Genomic DNA, 20,562 nt, shown 5'->3' with positions numbered 1-20,562 from the left:
TATCTTGTCCGTTTCGCGAAATACTATGTACGACATATTATGAGATACTACATATTCCTAATAAGGAGTGCTATGAATATGGATCTAATTAGTGGAAATACATTTTGGCCGAGTACCCTGGAGCAGCCACTGAACTTTCCACCTTTGGCAGAGGACTTGAATTGTGACATATTGATCATCGGGGGCGGGATGAGTGGCTCACTCTGCTCCAGGCTATTGGGAGAACGACAAGTAGACACTGTGGTTATTGACAAGCGCAAGCTGGTACGTGGAAGTTCTTCGGCCAATACTGGAATGCTGCAATATAGCAATGATAAGCACCTGACCTCTCTTATCCATACGTTTGGTGAGACTAATGGCGTGCTGTTTTACCGTATGTGCAAGGATGCTCTGGATCAGTTAGAAAAGCTGGCTGCCACACTGGATACGGACCCTTCCTTTATTCGACGCAGCAGCTTGTACTATGCAAGTACATCGGAGGATGTGCCAGTGCTTCAGGAAGAGTATAAACAGCTGACCCGGTTTGGATTCCCAGTGGAATACTGGGATGAACAACAGGTGGCTGCCCGGTTTCCTTTTCGAAAACCGGCAGCATTGTACACACGCGAAGATGCAGAGGTTAACCCATTTCTGTTTGCCCAAGAACTGTTTCAATCCGCAAGCCGTCTCGGTGTACGCTTATATGAGCATACGGAAGCCAAGCATTTTGAATTCGGCGAAAATGAGGTTATTTGTCATACCAGCGGTGGAACCATCCGGGCGAAAAAAGCCATTTTTGCAACAGGTTATGAAACACAAGAGATTAAAACGGATCGCGGAGTCGTACTGGAAAGTTCTTATGTTATCGTTACCAATCCAGTCGGAGATACACCCTTGTGGCATGAGCAATGTCTGATCTGGGAAACCGCACGGCCCTATCTGTACATACGCTCAACACAGGAAGGACGTATCATTATTGGTGGTTTGGATGAACCTGTACTGAAATCAAACCAGCGTGAAATCAGATTGCTGCACCAACAGAAAAAGCTGTTACAAGCATTAGAGGAGCATTTTCCCAATTTGTCATGTAAGATTGATTATGCATGGGCAGCTGTATTCGGCTCCTCTCATGACGGTTTGCCGTATATTGGTCCACATCCGCGTTTTCCAAACTGCTATTTTTTAGAGAGCTACGGGGGAAATGGGGCGGTTACCAATATGATGGGCGCTCAGCTGTTGGCTGATGAGCTTACAGGCACACACCGACCAGAAATGGAGCTTTTTTCACTGACCCGTACCACCCGTCCATCGCCCGAAACAACGAAGCCACTGGCTTAATCATATGGAACGTGAAAAACCTCCTATCCACGTCTAAAGTAGATCTGGAGGTTTTGTAATAGTCTTTCAGACTATTCGGTTTGCTTGTGCCAGCGTTTTGCATTGGAATGAGATGTGCTTTGCTTTGTTTTTTGCTCCATTTTTAGCACATTTCGCATAAAAAACCATCCGGCCACCGGCATTAATGCTAGTCCAATTAGCAACCAGATCATCGCAGCAGGGGCTTTGCTAATACTTAACACACCCAAAAAAATTAACGTTCCGGTCAATCGGCCGACCATGAGGCATAGCTCACGTAGTACAACGAGTTCCACTCTCTGATTGGCATCTCCTTGGCTCGTCCCCATGAGATCAAAGCTTGCAGAGATCATGGGGATTAAATACAGGGGCATAAACAAGGCAGTGCCGATTCCCATGATCAGTAGCATGCTATATTCCATACGCCACAATAATGGTAAAAGCACAATAACCAGCAGCACGGCACCCAGGAGCATACCAACCGAGCGATAGCGTGGCTTGAGCCATTTGCCAACAGCCCAAAAGCTGAAAAACGAAACACCTGACGTAATAAGTGAAAACTGCGCCAGCTTCCACTCCTGCTGTGTAACCACATATACAAGCAATGTAATCAGGAAGGCAAAAACGCCTTCGCGGATGCCCTGTGCAACAAGGGATAACGACAACGGACGCCACATGCTCCCTTTTTGTGACAATCGCTGCTTTGGCTCCTTCCAATTGTAATTTCCTGTCGTTTTGCGCTTACGAAGAAAGAAACTCAGCACCACCCCCACGACATAAAATGCCAGGGAAATGCTGAAGATTACGCGATAGCCCGCATCATCCTCCATTCGGGCAATAATCCAGCCAGACAGCCAAGGACCTACAATACCAGAAAATGAGCCCAGCAAACCCACCCAACCGTTAAAATGATCACGGCTTACCCGGTCTGTGACTTCGAAAAAAATCACATTAAACGCCAGCCAGAATAAACCCAGGGCTGCCCCCAACAACATCCCAAGCGGCCATATGTAGTTTACAGCCTGCGGTCCTGTAAATAATACAATCAAATAAAATAAGCCGGACATGGCGGTCCCCACGCGCAGAGCATTCATCTTGTTATGTTCTTTGACCCATTTTCCAGCCACCCAGACCATTATTCCCAGCGCAATTTGCTGGCTGACATTAAACCAACCAATCATTGCGTAATCCTGCCTGCTTTTCCACAAATACACGTTAAGAAAAGTGCCGGACAAAGCTGCTGCAAACACAAACAATCCATTCAAGCTTAGCAGCAGAATGGATTGTCCGTTTAGGTTTGATTTCAATGCAGTTCCCCCTAACCGAAAATCACCCACCAGCTTCTTACATGCAAGTCAGCTTGCTTTAAGATCTCTTCGATTTAAGTTGCCCATAATAAGCTTGGGACTATCCGGGGAAATGCTATTTAATTGTTGGAAATGCCACTGAGCTTCTCCAGCATCCGCAGTCGGTCATTCTCTGAAAGCGTCTGTTGAACATGGAAGCAGCTCGGACACACATAAACATTTAAAACAAACGGCAAATCCAGAACAGGTTGGCCAAGCGCAGGAGAGAGCGACAGGTTAAAGCCTTCTCCGGTTACAGTTTGCGTTCCCGCATGCAGCATATATTCACCGCACTGGGAGCATTCAAGAACTTCATCCTGTCTGTCAAGTATTTGTTCAGCACCTTGCTCATAAGCCATCAAGTCCGCACCGCTTTCTTCAAATTTTTGCAAGGTATGCAGTACAGGTAGCTTATGAAGCTCATTGTCCTGCAACAATGGAGCGCCCTCTGGCTTTTCAACTACCGCTTCATCCTCTGCCTCATATAAAATATCCTGCTCCTCATCATCACCAAGCTGAATGCTCAGGGTACGATAGCCCTTTAGTGCTTCCTTCTCATGAGAATGGAGCAACGAGTTGTCAGATGCCGCATGATCGTACTCATGTTGCGGATATTCGTGCCGATGCTTTACCGCATGTCTGGGTACAGGCGCAGAAGCCGACTCAGACTCGTCTTCATCATCATTTATGTCTGAATATCCTTTCAGGTCATTATGGCAGTAAGGACACTCTTCTTCAGGTCCCAGTTCTTCATCCCAAATAATTTCCATGTTACACCATGGACAAATAGTCATTTCCAAGCTTTATCATCCTTCCGTTCCAAGCGTATACCAAGCTTTAGTATACAGGATGTGTCAAGTCACACTAGCACCAATGACATAAGATAACGATATCGAAATAATCATGGAGAACAAGCCGACAGCGCGGTTATCCTCTTTAATCTCTTGATCGATAGAAAATACCGGTGTCAGAAACTCAAACAGAAAGTACGCCGCAAGCAGCAGTAAAAAGCCAACGAACGACCAAATCATCGTATCATACACACTGGATTTGGCTTCCATGGCAAAGCGGAGCACGTTGCAAATGCCGAACATTTTCCCGCCCGTAGCCATCGCTACCGAAATATTCCCACGCTTGATCTCTTCCCAACATTTATACCGGGTTACCAGTTCAAAGCATGACAAAAATACAATCAGCTCCAGCACCGCCACCGAGAAATAGCCCAGCATCATTCCCAACGGATGTGACAGCAATTCATCAATCGCCATCTTCACTTCATCCCTCCCGTGCTACAGAGCATTGCCGGCTGGAGCCGGCAAACCCGTAGCTCATTCCAATTCAGCAACAGTTACCCCTGTGCCGCCTTCATTGTAATTACCAATGCGGTAGCTTTTCACATGCTTATGCTTGCGAAGATATTCCTGAATGCCGGTGCGCAAAACTCCAGTACCTTTGCCATGAATAATGTGAACCTGACCCAGATTGGCTAAAAACGCTTCATCCATGAAGCGATCTACCTCGATCAGGGCTTCCTCCACATTCGCTCCACGAAGATCAAGCTCATTGCGTACATTATCATCCCGCGTTCGTTTGACGCCTGTCACTGGCTTCTGAACCCTTGGTGCAGTTGTTTGAGCAGGCTGCAGCAGTTCCAAATCATCCAGACTGACCTTCATTTTCATGATACCCAGTTGAACGACAGCTTCCTTGCTACCAGCTAGTTCGACCACGTGGCCTTTTTTGTTCAGACTATGAACTGATACCTCATCTCCGGCCATAATAGATCGAGTACGTGGGGCAGCAGCACGTTTGACCGTATTCTTCTTACGTTGCTTTGGTCCAGCCTCATCCAGCTCTTTACGAGCTGCAATCAGCTTATGCTCCTTGACTGAAGCCCCTTCTTCCTGAGCCAGTTTACGCAAATCGCTAATGATTTTCTCTGCTTCACTTCGAGCCTTATCCACGAGAACTCTTGCTTCATCCTCGGCTTTTTCCAGCATACGATCCCGTTGTGACTCCAGCTTATCCAGCTCAGTCTGGTGACGGCTGCGCAATGCTTCCATTTCCCTACGCAACTGCTCCGCCTTTTCCCGCTCCTGCTCAGCCGTCAGACGGTTCTGCTCCAGTGACGCGATCATGTGCTCGACGCGCTGGTCTTCTTCCGTTACCTCGCCACGGGCATAGTCTAAAATACGGGTCGGCAAGCCCAATCGCTCGGCAATGGCAAAAGCGTTGCTTCGTCCAGGTACACCGACCAAAAGACGGTAAGTTGGGCTTAATGTAGCGACATCAAACTCCATGCTTGCATTAATGATTCCTTTGCGCTCATAGGCATACGCCTTCAATTCACTATAGTGCGTCGTCGCAACCATGCGGCAACCCATGGCATGCATATGCTCCAAAATAGATACAGCCAGAGCCGAGCCTTCCGCAGGATCCGTCCCTGCTCCCACCTCGTCAAGCAACACGAGGCTTTTAGGTGTCATATTTTTCAGAATGCTAATGATGTTGGTCATATGGCTGGAAAAGGTACTCAAGTTTTGCTCAATGCTCTGCTCGTCACCAATATCCGCATAGATAGCATCAAATACGCATAGCTGACTTTCATCCTCAACAGGTACAAAAAGTCCCGACATCGCCATCAAGCTTAGTAGACCGATGGTTTTCAGGGTAACGGTTTTCCCCCCTGTATTCGGTCCCGTTACGATAATGGAGGTATAGGAATTACCCAGCTCCACGTCAATGGGAACGACCTGCTCCAACGGGATTAGAGGATGTCTGCCTTTTTTCAGCTTCAAGTACCCGCGGTCATTCATCAAAGGCAAGGTAGCCTTCATTTCACGGGCAAGACGCGCTTTGGCAAAAATAAAATCGAGATTGCCCAAAATGTCCACATCATACAACAGCATATCCGCTTGTTCGGCGACAAGTGCGGTCAGCTTTTGTAAAATGACTTCAATTTCACGTTCTTCTCTCAGCCGTGTTTCCCTCAGCTTGTTGTTCATAGCTACAATCGATTCAGGCTCGATAAACAGCGTTGCACCGGACCCGGATTGATCATGCACAATTCCGCCAAAATAAGAACGATATTCGGCCTTGACCGGGATTACAAAACGATCTCCACGAATCGTAATCAACTGATCCTGCAGCATTTTGGAGACGGTGGAGGAACGAATCATGGAATCCAGCTTTTCACGAATACGCACTTCACCTGAGCGCAGCTCCCGGCGAATTTGTGAAAGCTCTGTACTGGCAGAATCCAGCACCTCTGCATTTTCGTCAATGCAGCCCTTAATCGAGTTTTCCAAGCCTCTCTGCTCTGAAAGCTGCTCACTCCAAAATAGCAAGGTTTCGACAGGATTCTCCTCATGCAGACTTGCTACGTATACCTGTATACGACGTGCAGCCTGCACTGTAGTCCGAATACCAAGCAGTTCCTGCGGACTCAGCGTTCCGCCAATACGTGCGCGTTTCACCGCCGGAGTAATATCCACCACTCCGTTAAATGAAGGCACTCCTTTGAGCCGATCAGCGGCATAGGCCTCATCCGTGCCTTTCAGCATTTTCTTGATACGCTCCAAATCATCGCTGGGCTGTAGTTGAAGAGCTGTTTGCTGGCCCGTTGCCGTTTGTGCATAGTGACTTAGTTTATTTAGAATTTTCTGGTATTCAAGGGTTTTAAAAATTTTAGAGTCCAACTTCACTACTCCTTTCACTTATATCTATATTATACCGAAAGCCGCAAACTTACGCTATTTGCCAACTCTGTTTACACATAAGAAAGCCCCTTATGCTACACACTAACTTTTGTCTAACCCTGTAAATTCAAAAAAACGAAGGAGGTTATTCCGTGAACATTCTTGGGCACATTGTGCGTTTCATCGTGGCTGCTCTGGTTCTGATGGTCGTAAGCTGGATCGTTCCCGGATTTAGTGTAGGCGGCTTTTGGAGCGCGCTGATCCTTGCGATTGTCATTGCCTTGATTGGCTATATCGTTGAGGCAATATTTGGACGGCGCGTTTCCCCATTCGGACGTGGTATCGTAGGTTTTCTGGTGAGCGCATTGGTTATCTGGGTCGCTCAATATGTTGTGGCCAATGTGAGTGTTTCCGTTCTGGGCGCATTGCTCGCTGCATTGGTTATCGGGATTATCGACCTGTTCATTCCGGTATCGACACCTTTTGAAGCGGGTCGCAAGGCCAAGGATTAATTTCGGTTTACATTGCGGCAAAGCTGTCCCAAGCAGATTTGTTCTGCCAAAGGGCAGCTTTTTGTCATTACACACTACGGTGAATCCAATATACAAATAATCCCCGGCGAGAAGCAGCCGGGGATTTGCATTACATCTATAATCCGTATCTACTGATCCTGTTCGATGAGCTCAATCCATTCATTGTACTCCGTTTGAAGCTTGGTGTATTCTTCTTGTAATTGATGCAATTCCGTCGAAATCTTTTCTGTATTTTCCCGATCTACATCCTGTTGAACTTGTAAAAGACGAAGCTGATGGGCCGCCACTTCATATTTTTGCCCTACTTCATTAAGCTCAGACTGTAACGCAAGCCGTTCCTGCTCTACAGCTTGCTGTTCAGTCTTCGCCGTTTCGGCAGCTGCAACTGCCAAACGAATCTCCTCCTGCAGTTGCTCCTTTTGTTCAACCGTTACAGCTATTTCACGTTCCCACGCAGCAAATTCTTCCTTACGTGCAGCGTCTTCAGCCTCCCAACGTTCCACCTCGGCCTTCAACTGCTCATATTTAAGTTGCCACTCCAATAATTCCTCTTCAGTACGTTCCAATTCACTTTGCCGTTCACTATCTTCGCGCTGGAGTTTCTTAATGTTCTGCTCCAATTGCTCAACACGGCTCTTCATGCTGCTATGCTGCTCCTGAAGCATATTGTACGCCTGAATTCCTTCCTGCTCACGACCGTTTGCCTGCTCCAGCTCATCCTGAACGTGTATTAGTTCAGACGAAAGCTCTTTGATTTTGGCTTCCAGCTGTAACAGATGCTGCTGTTGTGCAGCAAACTTGCTATTCACAGCTTCTACTTCAGCCTCCGCATGCTGTAATTGCTCCTGCGTTACTTCCTTCTGCTGACGTGCCTCCTGTATCAAAAGCTCCAGTTCATCAACAGAATGCTGACGCTCCTCAGCAAGCTTCTTCCATGACTTCTCGCTTTCAGCCAGCGCAGCCAGCTCACTTTGCAGCTTGCGAGAAGATACATGAGCCTGCTCCAGCAGCTTCTGCATCCGGCGCTGCTCTTCCTCCAGCTTAGCTGCTTGCTGCTGCATAGCCTTGGCTTCAGCCGCTAATTGATCATATCGGCTTTGCAGCTCTTCACGCACAAGCACATCTGCCTGTTCCCGTTCTGCTGCGGCCTGTCGCTGTGTTTCCAGCTGGGACTCCAGCTCGGATTGCTGCTGCTTCAATACTGTTGCTTGCTCTTGCGCTTCTCCCAAGCGGGAAGCCAGCTCTGCTTTGCCTGCCTGCAACTCGTCCAATTGTTCCTGAAGCTCCTCGATCCGTATCTCCTGCTCCAGCGCAGCTTCTTCAGCTCGTTTCTCCGCTTCCTGATACTGGAGATTTTTTTCACTCAACTCTTGCTGCACCTGTTTACGTTCTTGCTCCAGCTGCTCATTCAGCCCGGAGCACTTGGTCTGCCATTCGCTTACCTTCTGGCTATGCTCCTGCTGCAAAGCAGCACGGAGCTTTTCCAATTCCGTACGCTGACGCTCCTGATGAGCCTTCTCCGCAGCTAAAAGCTTGGCTTCAGCCTGTTTTGCTGCCTCAGCCAAATCCTTTTTCGTTTGCTCTTCCACTTGCCGCATACGAGCATTTGCCGCTTCCTGCTGCTCTTTCAATTTGCGGGAAGCTTCTTGACGGGCCCCCTCCAATTCACGTTTAGCCTGCTTTTGTTCATTTTCAAGCTCGGCTGCTTTTTTCTCCTGCTGTTCCAGCCTTGTCTTCAATGCAGCAATTTCCTTGGCTGATACGGATTCGGTTTCTGCCAACTTCTTCTGGGTTGCTTCCTTCTCTTCCTTCAATTGAATAAGAGACTGCTGCATATCTGTATTTTTCTGCTGCTGTTCTCCCAAGGCTGTCTGGAGCTGTGCCAGCTCTCCCCGGAGTTCTGCACGTTCCGCAGCTAATCGGTTCATATGGCTCTGAATTTCCTGAATTTGTACAGCCTCTTCTGCCATATGGACTGCAGCCAGTACGGCAATTCGGGGCATATCCAGACGTGAATGAGCTTGAGAAATACTGTGCATGCGCTCATCCACGTAATTGGCAACCTGTTTCATATAATCGGGATTACTGCCGACGAGTTTATAAGAAGTACCGTAGATCTCTACAGTGACGCGAGTGCGATCCGGTGTAGTCACAATTATGCCCTCCTTCAATACTACTGTGTGTTGATTCTAAGTTGTGTCCGATTCTATGGTACCCCGCCCTTCGTGAAGCGTTCAACCCCATAGTCCGGCTTCCCCGCAGCGGGTGAATATCAGAGTAGAGAGCTTCAATGATGATAGGCCAAAAAGCCGTATCGAACCTCTGTCACTAAGATTCGATACGGCTTCCCGCATTTCCTGCTACTTTCTCAATTCCGCTCCAAAAGTTTGTTCCAGAGACGTAACGACAGGAGAATGCGCCGCATTAATCTCTTCATCCGTCAGCGTGTGCTCCCAATGACGGTAGGTCAGGGAAATTGCTACGCTCTTCTTGTCCTCACCAAGCTTGCTGCCAGTAAATACGTCAAACACCCGTGCATCCTGCAACAGTTCTCCACCTGCAGCGTAAATAACACGAAGCAGTTCACCTGCCTCAACGTCTTTGTCAACCACAAGGGCAATGTCACGTTCCACAGACGGGAAACGAGCCAACTCTCTAAATTGGATATGACTGTTGGCATGTTCAATGACTTGCTGTAAAGCAATTTCCGCCACATACGTATCATTCAGTCCATAAGACTGCTGCAATTCCGGATGGATTTGCCCAATCGTGCCGATCCGCTGGGAATTTCCATTCACATCCAGCCATATCGAGGCGGAACGTCCCGGATGATAACTTTGTGGTTGATCAGCTACATAACGAATGCTTGCACTCAACCCGAAATAGTCGAACACCGTTTCAAGAGCCCCTTTAATATCAAAGAAATCGACCTTCTCAGCACCAATGTTCCATTGTTTTTCACGGCGCACTCCAGTCAACAGCAGACTGAGCACTTGAATTTCATGCGGCTGACGAGTTAATGTTTGCTCTTCTGTGTAAAATACAGTGCCTATTTCAAAAATCGCCAGATTTTCCTGCTTCCGATTCATATTGTATACCGCTGTATCCAACATCTGTGGAATAATGCTCGTACGCAGAACGCTGCGGTCCTCGCTCATAGGCATCGCCAAACGAACCGATTGGCTGCCTTCTGTCAGGGCATTAAACATCCCTGCACTTTGCGGATGTACAAACGAATAGCTGATTGTCTCTTGCCACCCGCCATGAGCCAACAATTTGCGTAGCGAGCGACGCAATAATTGCGATGCCGTCAATGCCCCCGGAGTTGTCAGCCCCTCAATCGGCGTGGTCGGAATGTTGTCGTAACCGTACAGACGTGCAACCTCTTCGATAAGATCCACATCAATGGTAATATCCCCGCGGCGTGTAGGCACTTCAACTTCCAGCACACCTTGCTCTGCATCACCGCAACCAAAATGCAGTCTGCCGAAGATCGTTTTAACCTCAAGCAGCGACAGCTCTGTTCCCAAATATCGATTTATTTTATCCAGCGATAGCTTGATAATGCGATTTTCAGCTTTTGCAGAAGCAGCTTCTACGATCCCCTGGAGTACAGCTCCCCCTGCGTAACGTTGAATCAAGGCAGCCGCACGGTTTACAGCAGATACAACGGCACCCGGATCAACCTCTTTTTCAAAACGCAGGCTCGCTTCCGAACGAAGTCCAAGTTGACGGGAGGTTTTGCGAATCGTACCGCCATCAAACTTCGCGGATTCCAGCGCAATGCTGACGGTCGCGTCCGTCACTTCCGAATTGGCCCCGCCCATCACACCTGCCAGTGCAATCGGCTTCACACCGTCTGTAATCAGCAGCATATGCGGCTCCAGCTTGCGCTCCTGATCATCCAGTGTAGTTAATGTTTCGCCTGCGCGAGCGAGTCGGACTTCAATGTTGCCATTTTCCAGCTTATCCGCGTCAAAAGCATGCAGCGGCTGGCCGTATTCCAGCATGACATAGTTCGTAATATCCACGATGTTGTTAATCGGACGAATGCCCGCCGCCATCAGGCGGTTTTGAATCCACAACGGGGAAGCCCCCACTTTTACACCCGTAATATAACGGGCCGCATAGTGCGTACACAGCTCAGGTGTATCCACTTTCACGGACAGATGGTCTGCCGCTGCATCACTGATTTCCGCCAGATCCTTCACCGGGTCAGCCAACGTAATATCACGTCCCAGAATGGCGCTTACTTCATAGGCTGCTCCGTGCATGCTCAAGCAGTCCGAACGGTTCGGTGTCAGATCAAAATCCAGCACGTAATCATCCAGCCCCAGCAGCTTCGTAATTGGCGTACCAATTTCAGCATCCTCCGGCAGCACCAGAATACCTTCCTGCAATTCTTTTGGCAGCAGCTTATCATTCATGCCGAGTTCCTTCGCCGAGCAGATCATGCCCATGGACACAACACCACGCAGCTTGGCCTTCTTAATATGAAAATCTCCCGGCAGCTTTGCACCCACAACGGCAACAGGAACCTTTTGACCTGCGTCCACGTTTTTGGCACCACACACGATTTGCAGATCTTCTCCCTGACCCGCATCGACAATACACACATTTAGCTTATCTGCATCAGGATGCTTTTCCTTGCTTTTAACATAGCCGACAACAACGCCAGTAATCCCTTGGTTGCGATTTTCGACTTCATCTATTTCAATGCCCGAACGGGTGATTTTCTCTGCCAGTTCCTCCGCGCTCACCTGATCCAGCGATACATAATCGGACAGCCACTCGAATGATACTTTCATATGGGTTCACTTCCCTTGATATAGTTGTTTATTGACGTGCAAACTGTTTCAAGAACGACAGGTCGCTATTATAGAAATGACGAATATCGTCAATGCCGTATTTCAAAATGGCAATTCGCTCTACGCCCATGCCGAATGCAAAACCACTGTACACCTCGGGATCAAAACCACCCATTTCCAACACCTTTGGATGAATCATGCCACAGCCCAAAATTTCGATCCATACGCGTTCGCCATTTTTCTTCACAAAGGTAACGTCAACTTCAGCACTCGGCTCGGTGAATGGAAAGAAGCTTGGGCGCAGTCGAATTTCGGTCGATTCCCCAAACATTTCGCGTGCAAATTGCAGCAAGGTTCCTTTCAAATCACTCATACGAATGTCCTTTCCAACCACAAGACCTTCAATTTGGTGGAATTGGAAGGAATGTGTTGCATCGTCATCATCACGGCGGAAAACCGTTCCCGGACAAATGACCTTAATAGGTGTTTCACCCTTCATGGCTTCCATCGCGCGAATCTGAACCGGTGACGTATGGGTACGCATTAACAGATCCTCGGTCAGGTAAAACGAATCCTGCATGTCACGTGCCGGATGATTTTTAGGCAGATTCAATGCTTCGAAGTTGTAATAATCCGTCTCTGCCTGCGGCCCCTCTGCAACTCGGTAACCCATGCCTGTGAAAATGTCTTCAATTTGCTCAATCACTTTGTTGAGCGGGTGAATTCCACCTTGCGGCAATGCGCGCCCTGGCAGCGTAACGTCGATTTTTTCTGCTTGCAGGCGCTCATTCGTCTCTGCTTTCGTGAACTCGTCCTGTTTGCGGTTAACAACTTCTTCAATCGCCTCACGCACTTCATTGGCTACCTGTCCAACCACCGGACGCTCTTCCGCACTCAGCTTGCCCATACCGCGCAAAATCTCAGTCAACGCACCCTTTTTACCTGAATACTTAACCCGCAGATCAGCCAGTTCCTTGGCTGTTGCCACCTTCTCCAATACTTCCAGTGCTTCTTCCTTCAAGGCCAGCAAATGTTCCTTCATTTGGATGGTTTCGCTCATCGCCTGTTCAGTCCCCTTTCTTCATCTCCAGCTTTTCAGACAACAAAAAAAGGTCCTTTCTCCCGGTAAGGGACGAAAAGACCGTGGTACCACCCTCGTTAGACAATCAAGCTCAGCTCACCTATTATTCTGCCTTTCGGCAATACAGGTGCTTATTCACGCTATGCATCATCATCTCGCTCTGCACGTTGTAACGGTCGTGAACCGGTATCCTCTACTTGCCCATTCGTCATCCACATGACGCTTGAGGTTCAAGGAACTGCTCCGGAGCGAACTTCAACAGCCCAATATTTGCAGAAACGCTCTCAATCTTACGGCGCTTCCTCCCTGTTCAATCGGACACTGCCTACTCTTCTCCATCAAGACATTTTTATTTTCGAACTATTGTTCATTATTATATGCAAACTACCGCGCTTTGGCAAGCAGGGCCTACACTTCATTCTTATGAATACTTGGAGAATCCAGCCAATCCAGCCTGGCACGAATACGTCTGATTTCGCTCAGATGCTCATCATTCTCATCCATCATACCCGTCATGCCCATCAGCTCCGTAAGACGCAACTGTAATCTTAGACGCTCCTCGCGTTGCTCCTGATCCTCCGGCTCCCGTTGACGGCTTCGCTCCTCTTCTTGCTTTTCGTCGGCTGTTCCCTCATAGATTTCATATCCGCCTCCCGACTTCATATCGAGCAGCCGGGTTGCCGTGTACCGCACCAGCTCCCGATCATGCGAGACAAGCACCAGCGTCCCGTCATAGCTGCGCAAAGAATCTTCTACAATTTCACGGGTTTCAATATCAAAATAATTCGTCGGCTCATCCAGCACCAGCAGATTGGCTCCACTAAAATACAAGCGTAAAAAAGCTACTCTGCATTTCTCCCCCATACTGAGCGTCCCGATCCTTTTGAACACGTCTTCTCTGGCAAAAAGAAAGCAGCCCAGCACCGTTCTCGCTTCCGTCTGTGTCATCGTCGGGAGGGAAAGCAGGCTGTCCAGCAATGTCTGATCCTCTGGAAGCTGCTCCAGCTCCTGTGAAAAATATCCGATCTTCAGCTGTGGGTTGGCTGTAATTGTCCCAGTCTGCGTCTCAAGCTGACCTGTTAATAACCGAAGCAGCGTGGTCTTGCCAATTCCATTGGGTCCCCGAACAGCCAGACGGTCCCCACGTGCAACGTTCAGATTAAGATCCTTCACGATGACACGGTCGCCGTAGCTAAAACCAACCTGCTCGGCACGCAGTAAATATTTAGCCTGAAACCCGCTGTCACTTAATTTCATGTGCAGAGACGGAGCTTCACGCGGTTGCTCTACCCTATTGGCCTCCAGCCGCTCCAGCTCCTTCTCCTTCGCATGGTAACGGGAGATATTTTTATTAGCCTTGGCCTTATAAAAGCTCTGTGTAATGGCCATCTCAACCTTGGAGGAGGCACGATGGGCCTGATGAAACCATTCCCTGTAATTTCGAATCGTTTCCTCCAACGCCTGCCGTGCCAGCTCCTGCTTGCGATAACTGGCTTTCTGCTCCCGCAGTTCCCGTTCCTTCTGCGCTTTATACTCCTTATAGCCGCCTGTATAGCGTCCAATGCCTGTAGATGTCAGCTCAATTATGCTTGTAGCCACCCGATCCAAAAAAGCTCTGTCATGCGATACAAACAGCAGTGTTCCATGATACGTGGATAGCCACTGCTCCAGCCAAAGCAAGCTTTCGGCATCTAGATGGTTGGTCGGCTCATCCAGCACCAACAGCTTCGGCTGCCTGACCATCAGCCCGGCCAATCGCACTCTTGTCTTCTGCCCACCACTCAGATCACCATAGGCAATGGACCACGTCTCCGTAGGCACACCCATTCGGGTAAGCGCCTTTTCCACCTCAGACTCCCAAGCAAAGCCTTGCAGGCGTTCGTACTCATCCATCAGCTCGCCATAACGCTCCAGATAATGCTCCGCGTCCTTTCCAGCATCGGCTAGTTCAGCTTCCAGCTGTCCCAACGCTTGCTTGAGATGCCAGTGCTGTGGGCTGGCCTGCTGTGCAGCCTCCAGTGCCGTCCGGGACAAATTCACCGTATCCTGCTGTTTCAGCCAGCCACGCTCTTCCAGCGGTAAATCATGCTCTACTTGACCAGAAGTTGGCGCTTCATCTCCCAGTAATATTCGTAATAGCGTCGTTTTTCCCGCTCCATTTCTGCCAAACAACGCGAGCCGTTCTCCCTCCGTCACATCCATTGACACATTCTCAAACAAAGAGATTCCGTTCCATTCCTTTACTACATTGCGAACACGTAAAATGGTTTTCATACCACGATCATCCTTTCCCAGTCCGGGTTTCACACCGGAAGCAATAAAAAAAGCCGCAGAAGGCTGCGGCTTGCATACAAGGAAAATAGAATGACTGCTATGATCGTTTCAGAACATACGCTTATGCAAAAATAAAACCATGAACGAAAAAACCGACTCCCGTTCCGGAATAAACGCATACGTCCCAACTCTCATTTCAGACACACTTCTCCCGTTGCAGCTTGCAGCCGCCTGCCAGTAACTGTGCAGTTCAATGGGAAAATCAGTGTGCTTACTTCATCGGACGTATGGTTACCTTCCTTTTCATGGGATGCTTGCTTGAAGTCAGTATAGCAGATAAAAATGCATTTGCAATAAATTGAGAGTTATTTTCCAAATACCAAGGTTGTATTGGACGAACCGGCATATTTAGTTACAAACTCTTTGGTATATTCAGGCGTTTGAACCTGGTAGCTGTAGTTCTTGCTTGGATTCCAGCTGGTTACACGCGATTTTTGGTTTTTGATGGCGGGAAAACTCCCCACGTCTTTAAACTCGCCATTGGCTTTATCATCAAGAATACCACCTTTTTCACTACCTTTGCCAAAGCAGTTGTACTCGGAATAAATTCTTGCATTCGTAGCTATGGTGTAAGCCAGTTGGAAGTTATTAATATAGTTATTTTTAACATGGAAATATCCATATCTCATAAGCCCTGGGCCACGGACAAGCAAGTTTTCAAAATAATTATTGGCAATTGTGATATGGGGCATGCCATCATAATTTTTATTACCGTCATCAGGATAACCCAGAATGAGACCATATTTATGATTAGCAAACTTCGAATTACTGATGGTTACATAATCGGCCGATTGCCCTATATACAAAAGTTTGTCCAAATCCGAACCATTCGGATCATAATTGTGACCCGCAAAAGTAACGTGATCAATCCAATAGTTAGTACCCGCAGTAAGATATAACTGGATGTCATCGTTACCGTTAATGTTGGCACTGTGTTCAAAAGTTAAGTTTTGAAAGATTACATTTCCTGAATTAGCTGTTGTTTTCAAATGAATATTGACCAGCTTGTTTTGCGCGTAAGAACCAATGAGCGATTTGTTGGAGCCGATATTGACAACGGTTTTGGAGGAGGCAGAAATATTCTTTTCAATCACCAAAATTTTTGGAGTGGAATCCCCTAACTGGTTTTTCAAATCGTTAAGATTGTTGATATAGATAACCTGACCGTTCTTGCCCCCGGTTGTACTAGGCTTGGAAGCTCCATTTTCATTTTTAGCCTGTCCAGCAAAACCAGTCATTCCGTTCGTTGACGTATTCGGAAAGTCAGCTGCAGCGAACGTAGAGCTTACCGGAAAGATCAAAAGCACAAACGTTAACACCAAAAAAGAAGATAATTTTTCCTTATTACAGTTACACCATCCTTTTTTTATATTATATCCCATTTATATAACTATACTTATTTTTTAGAAAATGGTAAATAGTTCTTTTTATCTGTTTATTTATAGCACATAAGCGAAATATTCGGATTTTTATTTGTATAACATTGTAAAATAGTTCATAAGAACGCAAACAAGCCGGGATGCCCAATGGCCCCTGGCTAAAATGTGTTCATCTAATTACGAACAAAATAAAAACCCTTGCTTCACAAGGGTTTCTAGTGTCTTAAAACAGAAAGCGGGTGATGGGAATCGAACCCACGCTATCAGCTTGGAAGGCTGAAGTTCTACCATTGAACTACACCCGCATTTTAAAACATCTCAATTCTTATGTGGACAAGCTCAAGCTATTGTCAAACAACTGAATCAGGATGTTATATAGTATAACTCACCTTTCTGTAAAATGCAAGTAAACTACATACTATCCTGAGACAGCCAATTCATAGGCTCACGCAAAAATAATTTTTCAAAGGCTTCTGCCGGAATGGGACGGCTAAAGTAATACCCCTGCCCTTCATGGCATTCCTGGGCCTGCAAAAAATGAAGCTGCTCCTCGTTTTCCACGCCTTCTGCCGTAACCTTCAGCTTCAAATGGTGAGCCATAGAGGCAATGGTAGATACGATGGCCGCGTTTTTGCTGTCGACTAGTACCTCATTTACAAAAGAACGATCAATTTTAAGACGATCTATCGGAAGATTTTTCAAATAATGCAACGAGCTGTAGCCTGTACCAAAATCGTCGATACTGATTGCAACCCCGATGGCCTTTATTTTTTTCAATTGTTCAAAAGCCCGATCCTTGTCAAAGGTCATACTCTCGGTAATCTCCAGCTCCAGATAGCAGGGGTCCAGTTTTGTATAGGCCAAAATGCCCCGAATGACATCCACTAGTTTTATTTGCTGAAATTGGCGCATGGATAAATTGACTGATATCGGGATCGGTTGGTATCCCGCCTCCTGCCAGCGCTTGTTTTGCAGACACGCCTCCCGTAGCACCCACTCTCCCAACGGCACGATCAGACCGCTTTCTTCGGCCACCGAAATAAAATCTCCCGGCATCACCATCCCACGCTGGGGATGATTCCAACGCACTAATGCCTCAAAACTGGTCAACTCGCCGCTTCGCAGGTGAACACGTGGCTGATAAACCAATGAAAACTCTTCATTTTCAAGCGCGCGCCGCAGATCATTTTCTAATTGGAGTCTTTCATGCGCCCGCATCTGCATCACACTGGTATACTGCTGAAAATTCACTCCTTGCTCCTTGGCACTATGAACAGCAGTATCCGCATGCTGAATGAGTTGCTCACTCTGATCGGCGTCCAGCGGGTACAAAGCTATACCTACGCTCACCATCACATGATAGGACTCTCCACTAATATTAAAAGGCTGATCGAACAGCTTTACCATATCATCAATCCGATTCCTCATGATTCCCATATCTTCGTACCCTGTTAGAAGAAATGCAAATTCATCTCCACCCATGCTGAAGACCTCTTCCCCCTCATGTCTAAAATGTCCCAGGCGTTCGCCTACCGCATACAGCAGGTAATTCCCTGCCATATGTCCAAGCGAATCATTAATTGTTTTGAAACGGTCTATATTCAGCACTAAAAGCGCTACTGTCTCATCCGATTTCAATGAATCACGCAACAATTTATCCAGACGTTGGGACAGTCGGCGACGGTTCGGAAGTCCTGTTATATCATCAGTATAGGCAATGAAATTAAATTCAGATTCTGCCGCCTGCTTTTCCCGGTAGGGAACTAAAACCATTTGCCGGACCAAACCGCTCAGCAGATTATAAAACGCCATCGTATTGATCAAAAGTCCCATAAGATGATTGACATCACTCATTTGCTCAGAAGACATGTAGAACAACTGGCTCACAACACAAAGCCCAGCCCCACGAATAATAAGCAACATGCCATATTCCGTCGGGAGGAATTCGCGATATCTTCGTAACCCGAAGACAATAGTAGACACGAGTAGCAACATAACCACCAGATTCAACATCCATCCGAGGTTGTCTAATTCATACCTTATACGAAGATCCGGTAATTCAGTACCATAAGCCTTAATAACGCCTAGTATGAGCAAAATACAGCTTATACCTGCCCACAAAGCAATTGTCTTGTATCCAGACTTTGTCTTTCTATAGGGGAGCAAACAAATGATTAAGAACATAACAGCAGCAAAGACTCGATTCACAAACAGAAGCCATAACGAAATATTTGAAGACAAAGAAAAATCCGTCAGGCTTAGGAAACTAACCGAAACGATATGAACAAGGTATAGCATTCCAGTCACTAGAAATGTGGGCGCAATAAAAAGTCTCTGCAAGGATAGTTGCTCCAGCAGAACGGACCAGGATTGATAAAAAATAGAGAAACAAATCGCAGCGCAGGCAAAACCTATAACTGGATATAGCAAGAAATAAACATTATAAGAGTATATCTTATCCAAAGTTACATGAAATAACTGAACCAAGATAAACAAACCTATCGCAGCAATACCGATGCCAATCGTTTTCTTTACTTCCAGTCGTATACTCATCCAGCCTCTTCAGCCCCCTGCATATCGGAGATTCCGATCATCTAAGACGTTTTACAGCTTTGGAAGCCGTTGTTTAAGTCTATAGTATCAAAAATAATGTTGTATTCTGGTATATAATAGCATTTAATCTGTGAAAGGTGAATCTTTTTTTAGTCTTATATTCACGAATTTATTTTCGCATTTACGCAAAAAAACGAGCTTATAGCCCCAAAAAAGCGCATAATCTTTTCAGATTATGCGCTCCAAGCGACCTTTTTCAACTATGTGATACCTATACTCAGCGCTCCACAACGCAAAAGAATTTGCACACAGCACTCCTTTGCGAAAATTGTACATTTTCAAACCACAGGAAGCGTGATTTTAAATTGCGTCCCCCTTCCATGCTTGCTGTCTACATGAATAAAGCCTCCGTGATTTTTGATAATTCGATAGCTCACAGCTAGTCCCAGACCAGTTCCACTTTCTTTCGTTGTAAAAAAAGGATCGAATAAACGCGACAATGTATTGTGATCCATACCCAATCCGTTATCTTCAATACAAATGTGGACATAGGAGCCTTCAAGCACCGTATGGATACCAATGCATCCCTCTCGTTCGTCGCTGATGCTTTCAATGGCGTCCATCGCATTTTTAATCATATTGAGAATAACCTGCTTAATCTGCTTTACATCAATAGAAACCTTCATGAGCTCTTCATTTTCATCCAGTGCGATCTGGCAGCCCTTCATCAATGCCTCGCTTTCTGTCAACATCACAACCTCTTTCAGCAACCCCATCACAGATACAGCCGTTTTTTGCGGAGCCGAAGGCTTGGACGAATTCAAAAACTCGTAAATAATGTCGTTTGCACGATCAATTTCGGTTAAAATAATGCGGGCATACTCATCTCTGCCCAGCTCCATCAAATGCGGTCGAAGCAACTGAATAAAACCCCGGATTGCAGTAAGCGGATTACGGATTTCATGGGCTATGGAAGCAGAAATGCGTCCCAGCATCGCCAGCTTGTCATTTTGGTATGCCGTCTGCTCAATCTGCTTGTAATCCGACACATCCTTGACACTAAACAAAAAATCGCCATCCATCTGATCCCCGTAGGTCACTGTTATCAACCAATGCCGACCATACTCATCAATCAACTCATGATAGCGCTTTCTATGAAAGATAGTTTCTTTATAAATCCGCATGATTTTCTTCTTCTTAAACCGACTTAACTCAGGATGATGCAAAATTTGCATCAGGTTGCGACCCGCCAGCGAACTACGTGGTAATTCCAGCAATTTCGCCATTTGCACGTTAATAAAGGTCAGTACCCCGTCACTGTCAAACAGCATGATACCACTATCCAGGTTCTCCAGCACATTTTCATACTTGTTATTGGCGATCTGTGTGGGAGGGCAGGCTCCCACGGTATCAAGCAAGGCTTCTTGGAATTCACTGATCATGCCAGGCTTCCCCCTTGTTTCGGAATGATAAACTGGCCGTATCGGACGCGTAA

General features: G+C 46.9%; 13 protein-coding genes and 1 tRNA gene. 2 read left to right on the top strand and 12 right to left on the bottom strand.

Features of this window, described 5'->3' with window-relative positions; genetic code table 11:
* Positions 1-78 precede the first annotated feature (78 nt).
* Positions 79-1,317 (top strand): NAD(P)/FAD-dependent oxidoreductase, encoded by a 1,239-nt coding sequence (locus tag LCF57_RS13760; protein WP_226001193.1) that lies wholly within the window; start codon positions 79-81, stop codon positions 1,315-1,317.
* A gap of 71 nt (positions 1,318-1,388) precedes the next feature.
* On the opposite strand, the gene LCF57_RS13755 is transcribed toward LCF57_RS13760, so the two are convergent.
* The 4 genes from LCF57_RS13755 to LCF57_RS13740 all read right to left on the bottom strand — a co-directional run bounded on the left by LCF57_RS13755 (position 1,389) and on the right by LCF57_RS13740 (position 6,379).
* Positions 1,389-2,642 (bottom strand): MFS transporter, encoded by a 1,254-nt coding sequence (locus LCF57_RS13755; RefSeq protein WP_226001192.1) that lies wholly within the window; start codon positions 2,640-2,642, stop codon positions 1,389-1,391.
* A gap of 119 nt (positions 2,643-2,761) precedes the next feature.
* Entirely contained in the window at positions 2,762-3,481 is a 720-nt protein-coding gene (locus LCF57_RS13750) for a hypothetical protein (RefSeq protein ID WP_226001191.1), read from the bottom strand.
* A gap of 54 nt (positions 3,482-3,535) precedes the next feature.
* A complete protein-coding gene (locus tag LCF57_RS13745) occupies positions 3,536-3,949 on the bottom strand; it encodes a DUF350 domain-containing protein (protein ID WP_007429540.1) in 414 nt (137 codons plus the stop codon).
* A 60-nt stretch (positions 3,950-4,009) separates the two neighbouring features.
* Positions 4,010-6,379 carry an endonuclease MutS2 gene (locus tag LCF57_RS13740; protein WP_226001190.1) on the bottom strand — a complete coding sequence of 790 codons (2,370 nt, stop codon included), beginning with the start codon at positions 6,377-6,379 and terminating at the stop codon, positions 4,010-4,012.
* Positions 6,380-6,531: 152 nt separating this feature from the next.
* Between LCF57_RS13740 and LCF57_RS13735 the strand changes: the two genes are divergently transcribed.
* The gene (locus LCF57_RS13735) at positions 6,532-6,891 is read left to right on the top strand and encodes a phage holin family protein (protein WP_226001189.1); all 360 of its coding nucleotides are present in this window, start codon (positions 6,532-6,534) and stop codon (positions 6,889-6,891) included.
* Positions 6,892-7,040: 149 nt separating this feature from the next.
* Here the strand turns inward: LCF57_RS13735 and zapA are convergent, their stop codons facing one another.
* The 8 genes from zapA to LCF57_RS13695 form a co-directional block, all read right to left on the bottom strand.
* Positions 7,041-9,065 (bottom strand): cell division protein ZapA, encoded by a 2,025-nt coding sequence (gene zapA / locus LCF57_RS13730; RefSeq protein WP_226001188.1) that lies wholly within the window; start codon positions 9,063-9,065, stop codon positions 7,041-7,043.
* 207 nt (positions 9,066-9,272) lie between these two features.
* Positions 9,273-11,720: a phenylalanine--tRNA ligase subunit beta gene (gene pheT, locus LCF57_RS13725; protein ID WP_226001187.1), complete on the bottom strand. Its 2,448-nt coding sequence runs from the start codon at positions 11,718-11,720 to the stop codon at positions 9,273-9,275.
* Positions 11,721-11,748: 28 nt separating this feature from the next.
* Positions 11,749-12,780 carry a phenylalanine--tRNA ligase subunit alpha gene (gene pheS / locus LCF57_RS13720; protein ID WP_318840680.1) on the bottom strand — a complete coding sequence of 344 codons (1,032 nt, stop codon included), beginning with the start codon at positions 12,778-12,780 and terminating at the stop codon, positions 11,749-11,751.
* Between the two features lie 429 nt (positions 12,781-13,209).
* Positions 13,210-15,075: a ribosomal protection-like ABC-F family protein gene (abc-f, locus tag LCF57_RS13715; protein ID WP_226001186.1), complete on the bottom strand. Its 1,866-nt coding sequence runs from the start codon at positions 15,073-15,075 to the stop codon at positions 13,210-13,212.
* 365 nt (positions 15,076-15,440) lie between these two features.
* On the bottom strand, positions 15,441-16,517 hold the full coding sequence (locus LCF57_RS13710) for a polysaccharide lyase family 1 protein (RefSeq protein WP_226001185.1): 1,077 nt from the start codon (positions 16,515-16,517) through the stop codon (positions 15,441-15,443).
* 231 nt (positions 16,518-16,748) lie between these two features.
* Positions 16,749-16,819 (bottom strand) — tRNA-Gly (locus LCF57_RS13705).
* Between the two features lie 106 nt (positions 16,820-16,925).
* Complete coding sequence (locus LCF57_RS13700) at positions 16,926-19,067, bottom strand: EAL domain-containing protein (protein ID WP_226001184.1); 2,142 nt, start codon at positions 19,065-19,067, stop codon at positions 16,926-16,928.
* Between the two features lie 338 nt (positions 19,068-19,405).
* Positions 19,406-20,509 carry an ATP-binding protein gene (locus LCF57_RS13695; protein WP_226001183.1) on the bottom strand — a complete coding sequence of 368 codons (1,104 nt, stop codon included), beginning with the start codon at positions 20,507-20,509 and terminating at the stop codon, positions 19,406-19,408.
* Between the last annotated feature and the right edge of the window lie 53 nt (positions 20,510-20,562).

Origin of the sequence: Paenibacillus sp. BJ-4, from assembly GCF_020404765.1 — a bacterium.
GTDB lineage: Bacteria > Bacillota > Bacilli > Paenibacillales > Paenibacillaceae > Paenibacillus.
The sequence above is the reverse complement of the archived record's forward strand: the minus strand, read 5'-3'. Positions and strand labels throughout refer to the sequence as shown.